Below are 14,046 nucleotides of genomic sequence, written 5' to 3'. Positions count from 1 at the left end.
GGGCTCCCGAGAAAACGCTCACTCAACCGCTTGGCATACGCCCCGTTGATCAAGCGGCGGTGAGGGTAGAGCCGTTCCTGGCCGGCCGCTCGCACCTCGTCGACGTAGCGCAGGAAACCCAGCCGGACGAGTGAATCGCACACCGGCACGTTGCGGATGCCCGCCACGGTCTTGCTCGCCGGGATGCTGATGCAATGCACGCCGTCCTCCGTTTGCTTGACGTCGGCGACCTTCATCGCCGTGGCCTCGCTGATCCGCATACCCGTGAACAGGGCCACCAGAGGTGGCAAACCACAGATCGGGCGCATCCGCCCACGCCGTGAACGCCAGCGGCTTGAAGATCGCCCGCAGATCGTCTAGGGTGAACGGCTGGTACGGGTCGGCCTGCTTGATCCGTTCCGTCTTCGACAGCACGAACAGGCCGGCCACGGGGTTCTCATGCGACGCGGTGTAGTGCCCGTTTGCCAGGGCGTATTTGAACAGGTCGTGCGGGGTCAACAGCTTGTTGTCCACCGTTTTTCCCGTCTGGCCGTCGGCCAGCAGCGCCGCCTTGAAGCCCACGAGCACAGATTTCACCAGCGCGTTGATCCGAACGTCGCCAGGGGCAACACGGCGTCGGAAGTCTTCGAGGTGGAGGCGCTTGGCGGTGACCGTGCGCGGGGCGTTCTGCAAAGTCCGCTCGGTCAGCCACATCTCCACGACCTGCGACAGCATCGGGCCGGCCTGGGCGGCCTGCGCCTCCTGCTGCCGCTCGCTCATGGCCTCGTCGATCGCCGCCCGCAGGATCGCTTCCGCGTCGTCGGCGATTCCAGCAGATGGGGCGGCAGGTTGCGCACCAGTTCGAGCGTTTCGCGCAGCGCCTGGGCGTCCTCTGGCGTACCGTTCGTTTTGAAGATCCCACGACGCAGATCGATCTCGAAGCGCTGATAGGCATCTGGATCGAGCGGGGGACGTTTTGGGGAGTTGGGATCGACGCTCATGCGGTTCTGGTGCTGGCGAGCCAGGTAGAGGTTGCGTTCCATCGCAAAGATCGAGGCCTCGCGCGGATCCTTGGTGCGCAGGCTGCGCCAGCGGTTGCGCTCACGCCAGTAGAAAACGCCGTGGCGGGACACGTAGAGCCGAGGAAACCCGGTACGAGCATACGCCGCGCCCGGAGCAGGCGGGTTGGGTTGCGGGTGCGTGAGGGCCACGGGTGTAGCTCCATGTGTAGCACCGCCCGGATAGCAAAAAGCCCCGATTTCGTCGTGAAATCAGGGCTTCGCTTGAAACTTGGTTGCGGGGGTAGGATTTGAACCTACGACCTTCGGGTTATGAGCCCGACGAGCTGCCAGACTGCTCCACCCCGCGTCCGTTAGAAGAGTTAAATTATAGGGTGTACCCGGACGGTGCGCAAGCGTTTTATTCGATCCGGCCAGGAGCGTCGGGCGAGGCACCGCTGGGCTAGAATCTTCCCGCCGCGGGCGCCCGCGGCTCGAACCCCGGCTTTGTGGGCCGCTTCATCCGCTTCGACGATCTTCATGGACCTCGCTCACGATCTGCCGTCGATCCTCGCTCAGGCATATCCGCCCGTGTTCCCGCGCGTCGATACCGGCCGCGCCCGGGCGCTCGGCCTGCGGTCGCGCGAGGTGGCGGTGGCGCGCGGCCACGCCGTGGCGATCGACCTCGGCATCTTTGGCCCGCCGCGCTTCCTTGCGGCGCTCGCCGGCCAGAGGCCGGACGAGCTCGCCCGGATCGGGCGCAGGCGCAACACGGTCGCGCATTGTCGGCGCAGCTCGTATGCGATCGGCCTGCGCCTCGAGCGGGCCGGCTCCAGGCGCGCCGCGAGGCAGGCGCTGCCGGCCGCCGGGCACGGCGGCGCGTTTTGCCCCGCCGTCGCGGGCGGGGGCGGCGCCGTCACGGTATCGCGCCTGCCGCAGCGCGCCGCTCGCGAGCCGATGGCGGAAGCGCTCAGCGGGCAACCCGGTCGTGCCTGCGCGGCACTCGTGCTTGCCGGGGAGCCCGCACGATGAAGCTGCCCGCCTATGCCTGGCTCGCGATCGCGATCGTTGCCGAGGTGATCGGCACGTCCGCGCTGCGCGCGTCCGAAGGATTCACGCGGCTGATGCCAACCCTGATCGTGGTGGTCGGCTATGGCATCGCGTTCTACGGCTTGTCGCTGACCTTGAAGAGCCTGCCGGTCGGGATCGTCTACGCGATCTGGTCGGGTGCCGGCATCGTGCTGATTACGCTGGTGGCGATCGTGCTGTATCGGCAAGTGCCGGACTGGCCGGCCGTGATCGGGCTCGGCCTGATCATCGCGGGCGTCGCCGTGCTCAATCTGTTCTCGAAGATGCAGGCGCACTGAGTCGTGACGGTGCGCCGTTGCAGGCGCGCGGCCGATTCGCCCCGCAAGCGGCCCGGGCGCCGTCCTCAGTCGTCGTAATCGTCGTCGGACATGAACGCGCGCATGAACACGAGCGCGCCCCAGCCCCAGACCGCGTTCGCGGCGAAGCCCACCGCGAGCGGCGAGAGCATGTTGCCGGCCGGCCAGATGCCGCGCAGCGGATCGATCACGAACACGCGCGCGGCCGTCGGCACCAGGCCGCCGAACACCAGCGCCTGCACCCACGGTGCGCGCCGCTCGGGTGCCACGCGCAGCAGCCATGCCATGAGGATCGCCCAGCATGCGCTGACGAGCGCGTTGACGATGAATTCCGGCATGCCGAGCGGCGCGAACGGCGCGACCGAGAAGCCGGCCGTCTCGATCAGCCCCGCCGCGTGCAGCAGCGCGAGTGTCGCTTCGCGGAAGAACAGGGCGGCGAGGAAGCCGGACAGGAACGGCAGGATGACTTTCTGCATCGGAAAGAGCGTGATGGGCGCGGCAATCGGCCGATTTCACGGGCGGGTCGGTTCGGGATCGCCATTATAGGGGCGCGCGCCGCGGTTCGATCGTCCGTCGCGATATTCGCTGCAGCAGCGCGCAAATCACGAAAGCGGAAAACCTAAGTTGAAAAAAATCGTTCCTAAACGATGCCCCCCTCCCTAGACTGATTTCCCAGAGACGGCCTTGCCGTCCCCCGCGCGATCGCGAGCTCGCCCGCCGCGCGGACCGATCCGGCGAGCCCCATTCCCGGCAGACGTTTCTCGTTCGATGCGCCCCCGTGCGCGTCGGGGGAATCGCTTTGCCCGAATTTCGCAAGAACAGTCAGGCAGGAGCAGCAGATGAATGTGTTCTGGTTTATTCCGACGCACGGCGACAGCCGCTACCTCGGCACCTCCGACGGCGCGCGCGCGGCCGATTATGATTATTTCCGGCAGGTCGCGGTGGCCGCCGACACGCTCGGCTACGAAGGCGTGCTGCTGCCCACCGGCCGTTCCTGCGAGGATGCCTGGGTGGTGGCCTCGAGCCTGATTCCCGCCACCAGGCGGCTGAAGTTCCTGGTCGCGGTGCGGCCGGGGCTGTCGTCGCCGGGCCTGGCGGCACGCATGGCCGCGACTTTCGACCGGCTCTCGCAAGGGCGCCTGCTGATCAACGTCGTGACGGGTGGCGACGCGACCGAACTCGAAGGCGACGGCGTGTTCGTCGATCACGACACGCGCTATGCAATCACCGACGAATTCCTGCACATCTGGCGCGAGCTGCTGGCGAAATCGCACGACGGCGCCAGCATCGATTTCGACGGCAGGCACCTGCAATCGAAAGGCGGCAAGCTGCTCTATCCGCCGGTTCAGCATCCTCATCCGCCGCTCTGGTTCGGCGGCTCGTCGCCGGCCGCGCATGCGATCGCGGCCGACCATATCGACACCTATCTGACCTGGGGCGAGCCGCCCGAGGCGGTCGCCAGGAAGATCGCCGACATTCGCGCGCGCGCCGAGGCACGAGGCCGCCAGATCAAGTTCGGCATTCGCCTGCACGTGATCGTGCGCGAGACGGAAGAGGAGGCGTGGGCCGATGCGGACCGCCTGATCAGCCGGCTCGATGACGCGACGATCAAGCGCGCCCAGGAGTCGTTCGCGAAGATGGACTCGGAGGGGCAGCGCCGCATGGCCGCGCTGCACGGCGGCAAGCGCGGCTCGCGCCAGGAGCTCGAAGTCTATCCGAACCTGTGGGCGGGCGTGGGGCTCGTGCGCGGCGGCGCCGGCACCGCGCTCGTGGGTAGCGCCAGGCAGGTGGCCGAACGGATGCGCGAATACGCGTCGCTCGGCGTCGAGACCTTCATCCTGTCCGGTTATCCGCATCTCGAGGAATCGTATCGCTTCGCCGAACTGGTGTTCCCGCTGATCAACAAGGGCGAGGGCAGCCGGCGCCGGACCGGCCCGCTGTCGGGGCCGTTCGGCGAGGTGATCGGCAATCACTACGTGCCGCAGGCGAGCCAGAGCTGAGCGGAGGCGCGACGATGACAATTCCGACACTCCAGAGCGCGCGGGGCGCTCGCCGCGGCGTGGCGGGCGGCGCCCTGCGGCGCGCCTGGCGCGCGATCGCGCCGTGGCTCGTGCCGATCGCGCTGGTGGCAGCCTGGGAGCTGGCCGCGCGCACCGGCGCGCTGTCCACGCGCGTGCTGCCCGAGCCGCTCGCCGTGCTGCGCGCCGCGTGGTCGCTGATCGAATCGGGCGAGATGTGGGCCAACGTCAAGGTCAGCACCTGGCGCGCGCTGCTCGGCTTCGCGCTGGGCGGCGGCGTGGGCCTCGCGCTCGGCCTGGCGACCGGGCTGTCGAAGGCGGCCGAGGTCGCGCTCGATTCGACGATCCAGATGATTCGCAACATTCCCGCGCTGGCGATGATCCCGCTCGTGATCCTCTGGTTCGGGATCGACGAGAAGGCCAAGCTGTTCCTCGTCTCGCTCGGCGTGTTCTTCCCGATCTACATCAACACCTACCATGGCATTCGCTCGGTCGACGCGAACCTGATCGAGATGGCGAGGAGCTACGGCGTGAAGGGCTTGGCGCTCTATCGCGACGTGATCCTGCCCGGCGCGCTGCCGTCGATCCTGGTCGGCGTGCGCTTCGCGCTCGGCCTGACGTGGGTGATGCTGATCGTGGCGGAAACGATCTCCGCGCAGTCCGGCATCGGCTACATGACGATGAACGCGCGCGAGTTCCTGCAAACCGACGTGGTGGTGGTCGGCATCCTGCTGTACGCGATCCTCGGCAAGCTGGCCGACGTGCTCGCGAAGTGGCTCGAACGCACGACGCTGCGCTGGCACCCCGCGTATCAACCAGGGGCGAAAGCATGAGCGCGACCACGCTGATTCCGACTGGCGGCCTGATCGCGGGCGCCGATCTCGAAGCCGAACTCGCGCAGTCGCGGACCGCCGATGCGCATCGGCAGGATGCCGCCGTGCAAGAGCGCGACGCCGGCGCCCATGTGGTGCCGCTCGCGCGCCGCCGCGCTCACGGCGCGGCCGGCGGCGCAAGCCTGCGCGGCGCCGACCATTCGATCGAATTGCGCGGCGTCGGCAAGCAGTACGGCGAGCGCACCGTGCTCAGCGATTTCAACCTGTCGATCGAGCGCGGCAGCTTCGTCGCGATCGTCGGCCGCAGCGGCTGCGGCAAGTCCACGCTGCTGCGCTTGATCGCCGAACTCGAAGAACCGACGGCCGGCACGCTCGTCAAGCGCACCGAAACCGGCGTCGCGCTCGACACGCGAATCATGTACCAGGACGCGCGGCTGTTGCCGTGGAAGACGGTGCTGCAGAACGTCATGCTCGGCCTGGGCCGGCGCGCGCGCGACGACGCCCGCGCCGTGCTCGACGAGGTCGGCCTGCTCGAACGCGCCAACGACTGGCCCGCGCAACTGTCCGGCGGCCAGCGCCAGCGCGTGGCACTGGCACGCGCGCTCGTGCATCGCCCGCAGTTGCTGCTGCTCGACGAGCCGCTCGGCGCACTCGACGCGCTCACGCGCATCGAGATGCATGCGCTGATCGAGCGGCTGTGGCGCGAGCATCGCTTCACGGCGCTGCTCGTCACGCACGACGTGCAGGAAGCCGTGGCGCTCGGCGACCGCATTCTGCTGATCGAGGCGGGCAAGATCGCGCTCGATCAGCCGGTGCCGCTCGACCGGCCGCGTGCGCGCGCTTCGGCCTCTTTCGCCGCGCTCGAGGACCGTGTGCTGCGCCGCGTGCTCAAGGGCGGGCCGGTGCTCGACGCGCCCGACGCGTTCGAACCCGCCGCGCCCGCCACCCGTATCCGCTGGGCGGTATGACGCCGCCTGGCCCGTCTGACTGAACTTTTCGGAGCGAATTCCCGTGAGCATCATCGCCATCAACGTACGCAACCAGTTCAAGGGCAAGGTCAAGGAAATCATCCGCGGGCCGGTGGTGTCCGAAGTCGACGTGGACACGCCGTTCGGCATCGTCACCTCGGTCATCACGACACGCTCCGTGGACGAACTGGAACTGAAGGTCGGCGCCGAAGTGGTGGCGCTCGTGAAATCGACCGAGGTGTCGATCGCGCGGCTCTGAGCCCGCGGCGGATGGCTTGCGCCGCCGCTCCTGGGGCGGCCGCGCGGCCTTCTTGCCCGATGCGCGTCCTGTCTGCATTTTCATTTTGGAATGCTAGGATCGAAGCTCCCTCTTGACGGAGACGATCCATGTTTCCCGTACTCAGTCCCGACGCGATCGACGCGCTGAAATGGCTCGACCGGTTCGGCGGCCTTCGCCCCCTGCCTGCGCAGTTCGCGCCCCTTGTCGACGGTTTGCTCAATGACGGTTATGTTTACCCAAGCGGCGCCGGGCTCGTCGACCTGACCGACGACGGGCGGGCGTATTTGTCGGAACAATTCGACTGATCGGCAACGATCGGACGCGACTCGGGAGGACGAATATGGAAACCACAGGGCGTGATCTCGGCGATTTCGTCGAGCTGTACAAGGGCTACCGGCTCGAAGTGCGCACGGAGCAGGTCTGGATCGGCGAGAAGGCGCACTACCGTGTGCTGCAGGGTGACGCCGAGCTGATCGGCTGGCGGCTCGTGCATGTGGACGGCGTCTGGCTCAGCGAGCGGCGCGTCGTCGATCAGGTACTGGCACTGGCGCGCGCGGCCGTCGATCGCGAGTTGGGCGGCGCGCGGGCGGCTTGACGCTGCATAGGCGAGCCGGGGTCCGCTGGCGGACCCCGGTGTTGTCGCCAGCCTGGCAGGCGAGGCTCGCGCCGCGAGCGGACGAGCGATCCGGGCCGCTGGAACAGTCGGGCTAGTGAAGCTGAGCAGATCGGCCTGAGCGCGCTGCCGGTCTTTCTCGATCTTGTCGTGTCTCCGAACAGGCAGCGTCGACCGCCTCGGTTGGTCCCTTCAGGGCGTCGACCGCGGCGGTCGGGATGATTCGGCAGCCGCGCACCTTCGGTTCGTTGAATATCCTGCGCCAGAACCTGGCGCCCTTGGTCTGCTCGTCCAGAGGCCCGGTACGTCGCGCCAGCCGTCGGCGGCCTGGATGCCCAAGGCCCAAGACACGGCCTGGTTGCGGACCACGCCGTCATCGCGAATCTTGATCCGCAGCGCGTCGAAAAACACCGCCGGATACATTGGCTAGAGCGAACGGCTCTGCCAGATCAACGCCTCGGCCACCACCTCGTCGGTGACCGAGCCGATGAAGTCGAGTGACACTTCGGTGCCGTCGCGCATACTCATGCCACGCGCTTACCTCGCGAGGACGCGAATGGCGTCATCGACCCCTCCACCAGCGGGTCCAGCAATTCCTCGGGCAGTTCAGGCCGCGGCCCGACGCTTTTGCGCGCAGTCTTGAGCACCAGCCGACCAGCCGCCGACAATAGCCCAACAGGCTCGTGAGACGGCCTTCGTATCCAATTGCGCTGCCCAACTGTCCCAGATATCCGTCGAACGATGCCTCCCAGCCCATTGCCTTCTCATGCAAAGCATGAGGAATCTCTCATAATGTATTGAGTTTTATGGCGTAGTGAGACGGACGGGCAGATGATATTTGCTTTTCTGCATGATGCGATGTGCTCGTATATGAACGCCGCGATTTAGCAAGCGGTTTTGGTGAGCGAAAGGGGCAGGGACGATAGATCGCCCCCCAAAATCCAGGGCGGATCGACTGTCTGGGATCGGCCAGGAGGCGCCTGAACCGCACCGAATTTTGTGGAGGCTCGGATTCTTGAGAGAATGGAGCCATGAACAAGAAGGCAACCAAGTTTTCCCCGGAAGTCCGGGAGCGCGCAGTGCGTCTGGTACGTGAGCAGCGTAGCGAACATCCGTCGATGTGGGCGGCGGTCGAATCGATTGCGCCGATGATCGGCTGTACGCCGCAGACGCTGCTGGATTGGGTCAAGCGCGAGGAGATCGATCGTGGGGAACGTGATGGCGTGAGCACGGCCGAGCGTGAACGCATCAAGGCCCTGGAGCGTGAGGTCAAGGAACTGCGCCGTACCAACGAGATTCTCAAGCTGGCGAGCGCGTTTTTCGCCCAGGCGGAGCTCGACCGCCGATTCAAGTCCTGAAAGCCTTCGTTGATCAGCATCGCGACACCTTCGGGGTCGAGCCGATCTGCAAGGTCTTGCGGATTGCCCCGTCGGGCTACCGACGCCATGCTGCGCGGCTTCGTGATCCGTCCAAACGCTGCGCTCGTGCCAAACGCGATGAGGTCCTGCAACCCGAGATCAAGCGTGTCTGGCAGGCCAACATGCAGGTCTACGGTGTGCCGAAGGTCTGGAAGCAGATGAACCGGGAGGGCATTGTGGTCGCACGCTGCACGGTCGGGCGGCTGATGAAGCTGCAGGGCTTGCGTGGCGCAGTTCGCGGCAAGCGGGTTCGCACGACGAATCCCGATACGAGCGCTGCGCGCCCGCTGGACCGGGTCAACCGGCAGTTCAAGGCTGAGCGCCCAAATCAGCTTTGGGTGTCTGACTTCACCTATGTCTCGACATGGCAGGGTTGGCTGTACGTGGCGTTCGTGATCGACGTGTTTGCCCGTCGCATCGTCGGTTGGCGCGTCAGTTCGTCGATGAGCACGGACTTCGTTCTGGATGCGCTCGAACAGGCGCTGTACGCGCGCCAACCGGGCGACGATGGGACCTTGATACACCACTCCGATAGGGGGGCTCAATACGTCAGCATTCGGTACAGCGAACGTTTGGCCGAGGCGGGTATCGAGCCGTCCGTCGGCAGCCGTGGCGACAGCTACGATAACGCGCTGGCTGAAACGATCAACGGTCTCTACAAGACTGAACTGATTCATCGGCGCGCCCCTTGGAAAACGAGGGAATCCGTCGAACTGGCAACGCTGGAATGGGTCGCCTGGTACAACCATCATCGGCTGATGTGTAGAAGTCGCGACCCGATCTGACAGTTACCCGTTCCGACGGTGCGTGACTGTCAGATCAGATTCAGGTGGCTCACTTTCTCCTTCCACACCTCCTTGCCCGCGATGAGCGTTTGCAAAGGTGGAGTTGCCCCCGTAACTCAGGACACGGCACCCACTTAGGTTGCTGAATCCGTCGAACGTCGAAACTCGCGAGGCGAGCGGTACTTCAACGCGCTATGGGGATGCTTTTCGTTGTAGTGCTCGAATGCGATGGCCAGATTCCTGGCCGCGGTCGCTGCGTCCGGCTTCGGCATGATAGCGACGTAATCGCGCTTCATGGTCTTCACGAAGCTTTCCGCCATGCCGTTGCTCTGCGGGCTGCACACCGGCGTGGTCAACGGCTTCAGGCCGAGCAGCGCCGCAAACTGACGCGTCTCCTCGGCCGTATAGCCCGAGCCGTTGTCGCTCAGCCACTCGATTTCGGACTCGGTATGCAGCACATCCCCAAACCGGCTTTCCACCGCAGCCAGCATCACGTCGCGCACGATGTCGCCGCTATGGCCGGCCGTCGTGGCCGCCCAGCTCATCGCTTCGCGGTCGCAGCAGTCGAGTGCGAACGTCACGCGCAACGGCTCGCCGTTGTCGCAGCGAAACTCGAAGCCGTCGGAACACCACCGTTGATTGCTGCGCTCCACCGCAACCTTGCCATCGTGACGGCGCTGCGGCCGAACCGGTGTCGCTCTGCGTTGCATCAGCAGGCCATGCATGCGCATTACGCGGTAAATGCGCTTGGCGTTCAGCGGTGCCTGTCCCGCTGCAATGCGCTCGCGGCGCAACGCTCCCCATACGCGTCGATAGCCGTAGCTGGGCAGCTCGCTGATCACCCGCTGAATGGCTTCGACGACTGGTGCATCGTGGGTCGCTCTGGACTGCCGTGCGTCGCGCCAAGTCGCCTCGCGTGACCTGCGTGCCGATACGTTCGAGCGCGACACGCCGAGGACTTCGCAGACCAGTTTCACTGGCTGTCCTCCGGCAACGATGGCGAGTGCGCTATCCATTTTTTTGCCCGGCCGTATTCGACAGCCTCGCGAAGAATCGTAAGCGCTCTTTGAAGGACGCCATTGCACGACGAGGCTGATTCACCGAGGCTACGTGTCCATGTTCAATGAGCGTGGACAGGTGTGCATGAACGAGCAACACGGAGGTTTGCAGAGCCGGTTGGTGGCCGATCGCAAGCGAGACGGACGGCGCAAGTACGACGAGGATGCGAAGCGCGAGTTGATACAGGCGTGTCTGAAGCCAGGGGTGTCGATCGCGCGGACGGCCATGGAGCACGACATCAATCCGAACCTCGTTCGGACGTGGATTTCCAAGTATCAGCGCGAACAAGCCGCGGGCGAGATAGCCAGCTCCGCGGCGGAGCCGTCACGAGAGGCTCGCGTCGAGTTGTCGACGGCTTCCGTGCCTGAGGAATCAGCCTTCATGCAGGTCGTCACCTCTGCGGCTGCCCCCACTCCGGCTAAATCGGCTGCGGTGTCCTCGCTGAAGGTGCACTTACCAAACGGCGTTTCCTTGGAGCTGAGCCAGGCGAACTTCGATGAACTGACGATGCTCGTCCAGATGCTCGGGAGGCTGCCGTGTTCCGGTTCGACGAAGGGCTGAAGTGTAGAAGTCGCGACCCGATCTGACAGTTACCCGTTCCGACGGTGCGTGACTGTCAGATCAGATTCAGGTGGCTCACTTTCTCCTTCCACACCTCCTTGCCCGCGATGAGCGTCTGCAAAGGCGTGCGACCACAACACATCTTACCTTGATGCGTTCGCTCGCCGTTGTAGTACATCAGCCAAGTATCGAGATCGACCTGCAGTTCCGCCAGCGTCAGATAGAGCTTGTGGCGGAACGCGACCTGATAAAACTCCTGCAGGATGGTTTTATGGAACCGCTCGCAGATGCCATTGGTCTGCGGATGTCGCGCCTTGGTTTTGGTGTGCTCGATGTCGTTCAGCGCCAGGTACAGCTGATAATCGTGCGATTCCGGCTTGCCGCAATACTCCGTGCCTCGATCGGTCAGCATGCGGATCACACCCATGCCGTGCTCCTCGAAGAACGGCAACACCCGGTCATTGAGCAGATCGGCCGCCGTGATCGGCGTCTTGGTCGTGTACAGCTTGGCCATCGCCACTTTGCTGTAGGTGTCGACGAAGGTCTGCTGGTAAATCCGGCCTACGCCCTTGATCGTGCCCACGTAGAACGTGTCCTGCGAGCCCAGATAGCCGGGATGAGCGGTTTCGATTTCGCCATGAGCCACATCGTCGTCCTGCTTTCTTTCCAGCGCGGCCACCTGGTCCTCGCTCAGCACGATGCCTTTTTCAGCGACCTGCTTCTCCAGCGCCACGAGCCTCAGCTTGAAGGACGACAACGCGTGACGCAGCCAGATCGAACGAACGCCGGATGCAGACACGAAAATGCCGCGCCGGCGTAATTCGTTGCTGACCCGAACCTGCCCGTGGGCGGGCTGCTCGATGGCATAGGCCAGCACGGCGATTTCCGTCGCTTCATCGACTCGATTCTTGGGATTCGGCTTGCGCCGATTGCTGTCGAACAGGGCATCGACGCCGCCCTCGGCCACGGCGTTCTGATAGCGGTAGAACGTATCGCGCGACAGCCCCATCACCTTGCAGGCTTTCGACACGTTGCCCAGCTCGGCGGCCAGATTCAGCAGACCGATCTTGTGGCGGATGACATTTTGGTTGAGACTACTCACGGGGTTACTCCTTGGCGCTTGCGCGCTGTTTTGATGAAGATTCGCACCTCTATCAAAACGGGTAACCCCGCCTCTTGGCAAGGCCTTACTGTCAGATCAAGTCTGAACTTCTACAGCTGAAGGTCTACCTGCATCGCGATCCGGTCGACTTCCGCATGGGCATCAACGGGCTGTCGATCCTGGTCGAACAGGCGATGCGCCTGAACTCAATGACCTCGGCGCTGTTCGTCTTCGGCAACCGCCGTCGTGATCGAGTCAAGATCCTCGGCTGGGGCGGCAACGGTTTCTGGTTACTGCTCAAGCGACTCGAAGCCGACCGCTTCGTCTGGCCGAACGGTGGCGACACGATCACGATCAGCACCGAGCAGTTGCACTGGCTGCTCGACGGCATCGACCTGGCCGTGATCCAGAAGCATCCCCAGCGATATTACGCGCGGATGAGCTGAACACCACGCAGGTGGCGTGGTCTAATTGGCCATGCCGAACAGCCCCGTCATGCCGAGTGTTGAGCAATACCAGGCACTGCTCGCCGAACGCGATGCGCTGCGCGGTGAGCTTCGGCTCGTGACGGCTCAGCGCGATCTGGCCGAAGAGAAACTGCGGGCCTACAAGCACGAACTGTTCGGCGCCTCGAGCGAGGCGCGCCATGCCGACCAGCTCGGCCTGTTCAACGAAGCCGAGGCGCTGGCGACGACTGCCGACGCGCCCGCGCGCGAGGATATGCCCGGTACATCGGTCGCGGCCCACACGCGAGGCAAGCGCGGGCGCAAACCACTCGATCCGAATCTGCCGCGCGAGGTCGTGCGGCACGAGCTGCCCGAGTCCGAACGGTTCTGCGCCCATGACGGCCAGGCCCTCGTCGAGATCGGCGTGGAAACGAGCGAACAGCTCGACGTGATTCCCGAGCAAGTGCGCGTCGTTCAGCACCAGCGGGTCAAGTACGCGTGCCCATGCTGCGATCTCGGCATCAAGGTCACGCTGGCGCCGACGCGCATCATTCCGCGCGGGCTGCTCACGGAATCCGCGCTGGCGTGGATCATCACCGGCAAGTATCAGTACGGCATGCCGCTGTATCGTCAGGCCACACTGCTGCGTCGCTTCGGCGGTGACATCTCGTCGAATACGCTGGCCGCCAGCGTGGTGCGGGTAGGTCTGGCCACGCAGCCGGTGATCAACCTGATGCGCGACGCGCTGCTCGAATCGAACTTGATCTACGGCGACGAAACCACGTTCCAGGTGCTGAAGGAACCAGGACGAAGGCCGCAGACGAAGAGTTACCTGTGGGCGCAGGTCAACGGCTCGGGGCCGTCCGTGCGGATGTTCTCCTACTCGCCCGGGCGCGGTGCTCAACATGCGCAGAAGCTGTATGCCGGTGTACAGCCCGGCACTGCGCTGATGACGGATGGCTACGAGCTCTATAACGGCATCGCCCACGATCACCAGCTCGTGCATCTCGGATGCTGGGCACACGTGCGCCGCGGCTTCATCAAGGCCGAGGAGTCGGTGCCGAAGGCGGCACGCTCACCGGATCTGCTGGCCACACGCTTCGTGGCACTGATCGGCAAGCTGTTCGCGGCCGAGGCGCGCAGCGCGAAGTGGGAGTCTGAACGTCGGCGACGGCTGCGCGCCCGGTACAGCGCCCGCGTGCTCGTCATCATCGAGCGCATGCTAATCGAGCATCTGCCGGGCGTCGTGCCGTCGAGTTTGCTCGGCAAGGCATTGCAGTACATGAACGGACAGTGGCCCAAGCTGGTCCGCTACGTCGAGAACGGCAACTGGCCGATCTCGAACAACCTGTGCGAGAACGCGATAAGGCCGTTCGTCGTCGGCCGCAAGGGCTGGCTGTTCTCTGATACGGTCGCCGGTGCGCAGGCCAGTGCCAACCTGTACTCCCTCGTCGAGACGTGCAAGGCGAACGGCATCGAGCCGTATCGCTATCTGGTCTGGCTGTTCACCAGGTTGCCGCTCGCTGCAACCGCCGACGACTACGCCGATCTCATGCCTTGGAGAATGTCTGCTGGCCTCAACCGCTGAGGGGCGTCGTTAA

Annotated in this window: 16 protein-coding genes, 1 tRNA gene, 2 pseudogenes and 1 other annotated feature; of the genes and pseudogenes, 12 read left to right on the top strand and 7 right to left on the bottom strand. The window is 64.9% G+C overall.

Annotated elements, in window-relative coordinates; genetic code table 11:
* Positions 1-18: 18 nt before the first annotated feature.
* The 3 genes from KS03_RS31785 to KS03_RS26305 form a co-directional block, all read right to left on the bottom strand.
* Positions 19-759, bottom strand: coding sequence for a hypothetical protein (locus tag KS03_RS31785; protein ID WP_127913949.1), 741 nt, complete (start codon positions 757-759; stop codon positions 19-21).
* A complete protein-coding gene (locus tag KS03_RS26310; protein WP_127913950.1) occupies positions 756-1,190 on the bottom strand; it encodes a hypothetical protein in 435 nt (144 codons plus the stop codon). Before KS03_RS26310 ends, KS03_RS31785 begins: the two co-directional genes overlap by 4 nt.
* Before the next feature lie 80 nt (positions 1,191-1,270).
* Positions 1,271-1,347: transfer RNA gene (locus KS03_RS26305), tRNA-Met, on the bottom strand.
* Between the two features lie 170 nt (positions 1,348-1,517).
* Between KS03_RS26305 and KS03_RS26300 the strand changes: the two genes are divergently transcribed.
* Entirely contained in the window at positions 1,518-2,009 is a 492-nt protein-coding gene (locus tag KS03_RS26300; RefSeq protein WP_015875940.1) for a heme-binding protein, read from the top strand.
* A 2-nt stretch (positions 2,010-2,011) separates the two neighbouring features.
* Positions 2,012-2,344 carry a DMT family transporter gene (locus tag KS03_RS26295; protein ID WP_371821562.1) on the top strand — a complete coding sequence of 111 codons (333 nt, stop codon included), beginning with the start codon at positions 2,012-2,014 and terminating at the stop codon, positions 2,342-2,344.
* Between the two features lie 65 nt (positions 2,345-2,409).
* On the opposite strand, the gene KS03_RS26290 is transcribed toward KS03_RS26295, so the two are convergent.
* Positions 2,410-2,838: a hypothetical protein gene (locus KS03_RS26290; protein WP_017433726.1), complete on the bottom strand. Its 429-nt coding sequence runs from the start codon at positions 2,836-2,838 to the stop codon at positions 2,410-2,412.
* Between the two features lie 363 nt (positions 2,839-3,201).
* Between KS03_RS26290 and ssuD the strand changes: the two genes are divergently transcribed.
* The 6 genes from ssuD (at position 3,202) to KS03_RS26260 (ending at position 7,056) form a co-directional block, all read left to right on the top strand.
* Positions 3,202-4,362 (top strand): FMNH2-dependent alkanesulfonate monooxygenase, encoded by a 1,161-nt coding sequence (gene ssuD / locus KS03_RS26285; protein WP_015875937.1) that lies wholly within the window; start codon positions 3,202-3,204, stop codon positions 4,360-4,362.
* 14 nt (positions 4,363-4,376) lie between these two features.
* Entirely contained in the window at positions 4,377-5,213 is an 837-nt protein-coding gene (gene ssuC / locus KS03_RS26280) for an aliphatic sulfonate ABC transporter permease SsuC (protein WP_015875936.1), read from the top strand.
* Positions 5,210-6,181, top strand: coding sequence for an ATP-binding cassette domain-containing protein (locus KS03_RS26275; RefSeq protein ID WP_015875935.1), 972 nt, complete (start codon positions 5,210-5,212; stop codon positions 6,179-6,181). Before ssuC ends, KS03_RS26275 begins: the two co-directional genes overlap by 4 nt.
* 43 nt (positions 6,182-6,224) lie before the next feature.
* Positions 6,225-6,440: a TOBE domain-containing protein gene (locus KS03_RS26270; RefSeq protein ID WP_013697841.1), complete on the top strand. Its 216-nt coding sequence runs from the start codon at positions 6,225-6,227 to the stop codon at positions 6,438-6,440.
* A gap of 128 nt (positions 6,441-6,568) precedes the next feature.
* Complete coding sequence (locus KS03_RS26265; protein WP_015875934.1) at positions 6,569-6,766, top strand: hypothetical protein; 198 nt, start codon at positions 6,569-6,571, stop codon at positions 6,764-6,766.
* Between the two features lie 35 nt (positions 6,767-6,801).
* Complete coding sequence (locus tag KS03_RS26260) at positions 6,802-7,056, top strand: hypothetical protein (RefSeq protein ID WP_015875933.1); 255 nt, start codon at positions 6,802-6,804, stop codon at positions 7,054-7,056.
* A gap of 169 nt (positions 7,057-7,225) precedes the next feature.
* Here KS03_RS26260 and KS03_RS30560 read toward each other — a convergent pair.
* A pseudogene (locus KS03_RS30560) lies at positions 7,226-7,611 on the bottom strand (transposase); the annotation flags it as partial.
* 494 nt (positions 7,612-8,105) lie between these two features.
* On the opposite strand from KS03_RS30560, the gene KS03_RS26245 reads away from it, so the two are divergent.
* A protein-coding gene (locus KS03_RS26245; protein ID WP_088499463.1) for an IS3 family transposase occupies positions 8,106-9,277 on the top strand; the annotation gives its coding sequence in 2 pieces (ribosomal slippage) (positions 8,106-8,397 and positions 8,397-9,277; 1,173 coding nt in all).
* Positions 8,387-8,503, top strand: a sequence feature (AL1L pseudoknot). (Overlaps the previous gene by 117 nt.)
* Before the next feature lie 134 nt (positions 9,278-9,411).
* Here the strand turns inward: KS03_RS26245 and KS03_RS26240 are convergent.
* Positions 9,412-10,331 (bottom strand): annotated as a pseudogene (locus KS03_RS26240) (IS3-like element IS1417 family transposase); the annotation flags it as partial.
* 89 nt (positions 10,332-10,420) lie between these two features.
* Between KS03_RS26240 and tnpA the strand changes: the two are divergent.
* A complete protein-coding gene (gene tnpA / locus KS03_RS26235; RefSeq protein ID WP_012734051.1) occupies positions 10,421-10,897 on the top strand; it encodes an IS66-like element accessory protein TnpA in 477 nt (158 codons plus the stop codon).
* A gap of 55 nt (positions 10,898-10,952) precedes the next feature.
* Here tnpA and KS03_RS26230 read toward each other — a convergent pair whose 3' ends face one another.
* Complete coding sequence (locus tag KS03_RS26230; RefSeq protein ID WP_015877383.1) at positions 10,953-11,999, bottom strand: IS481 family transposase; 1,047 nt, start codon at positions 11,997-11,999, stop codon at positions 10,953-10,955.
* Between the two features lie 74 nt (positions 12,000-12,073).
* Here KS03_RS26230 and tnpB point away from each other — a divergent pair, with 74 nt between their 5' ends.
* Positions 12,074-12,445 (top strand): IS66 family insertion sequence element accessory protein TnpB, encoded by a 372-nt coding sequence (tnpB, locus tag KS03_RS26225; RefSeq protein ID WP_127913951.1) that lies wholly within the window; start codon positions 12,074-12,076, stop codon positions 12,443-12,445.
* A gap of 31 nt (positions 12,446-12,476) precedes the next feature.
* Entirely contained in the window at positions 12,477-14,033 is a 1,557-nt protein-coding gene (gene tnpC / locus KS03_RS26220; protein ID WP_012732752.1) for an IS66 family transposase, read from the top strand.
* Positions 14,034-14,046: the final 13 nt, after the last annotated feature.

Source organism: Burkholderia glumae LMG 2196 = ATCC 33617 (assembly GCF_000960995.1).
Classification (GTDB): domain Bacteria; phylum Pseudomonadota; class Gammaproteobacteria; order Burkholderiales; family Burkholderiaceae; genus Burkholderia; species Burkholderia glumae.
Note: the sequence above shows the minus strand (reverse complement) of the source record. Positions and strands in the feature narration are given on the sequence as shown.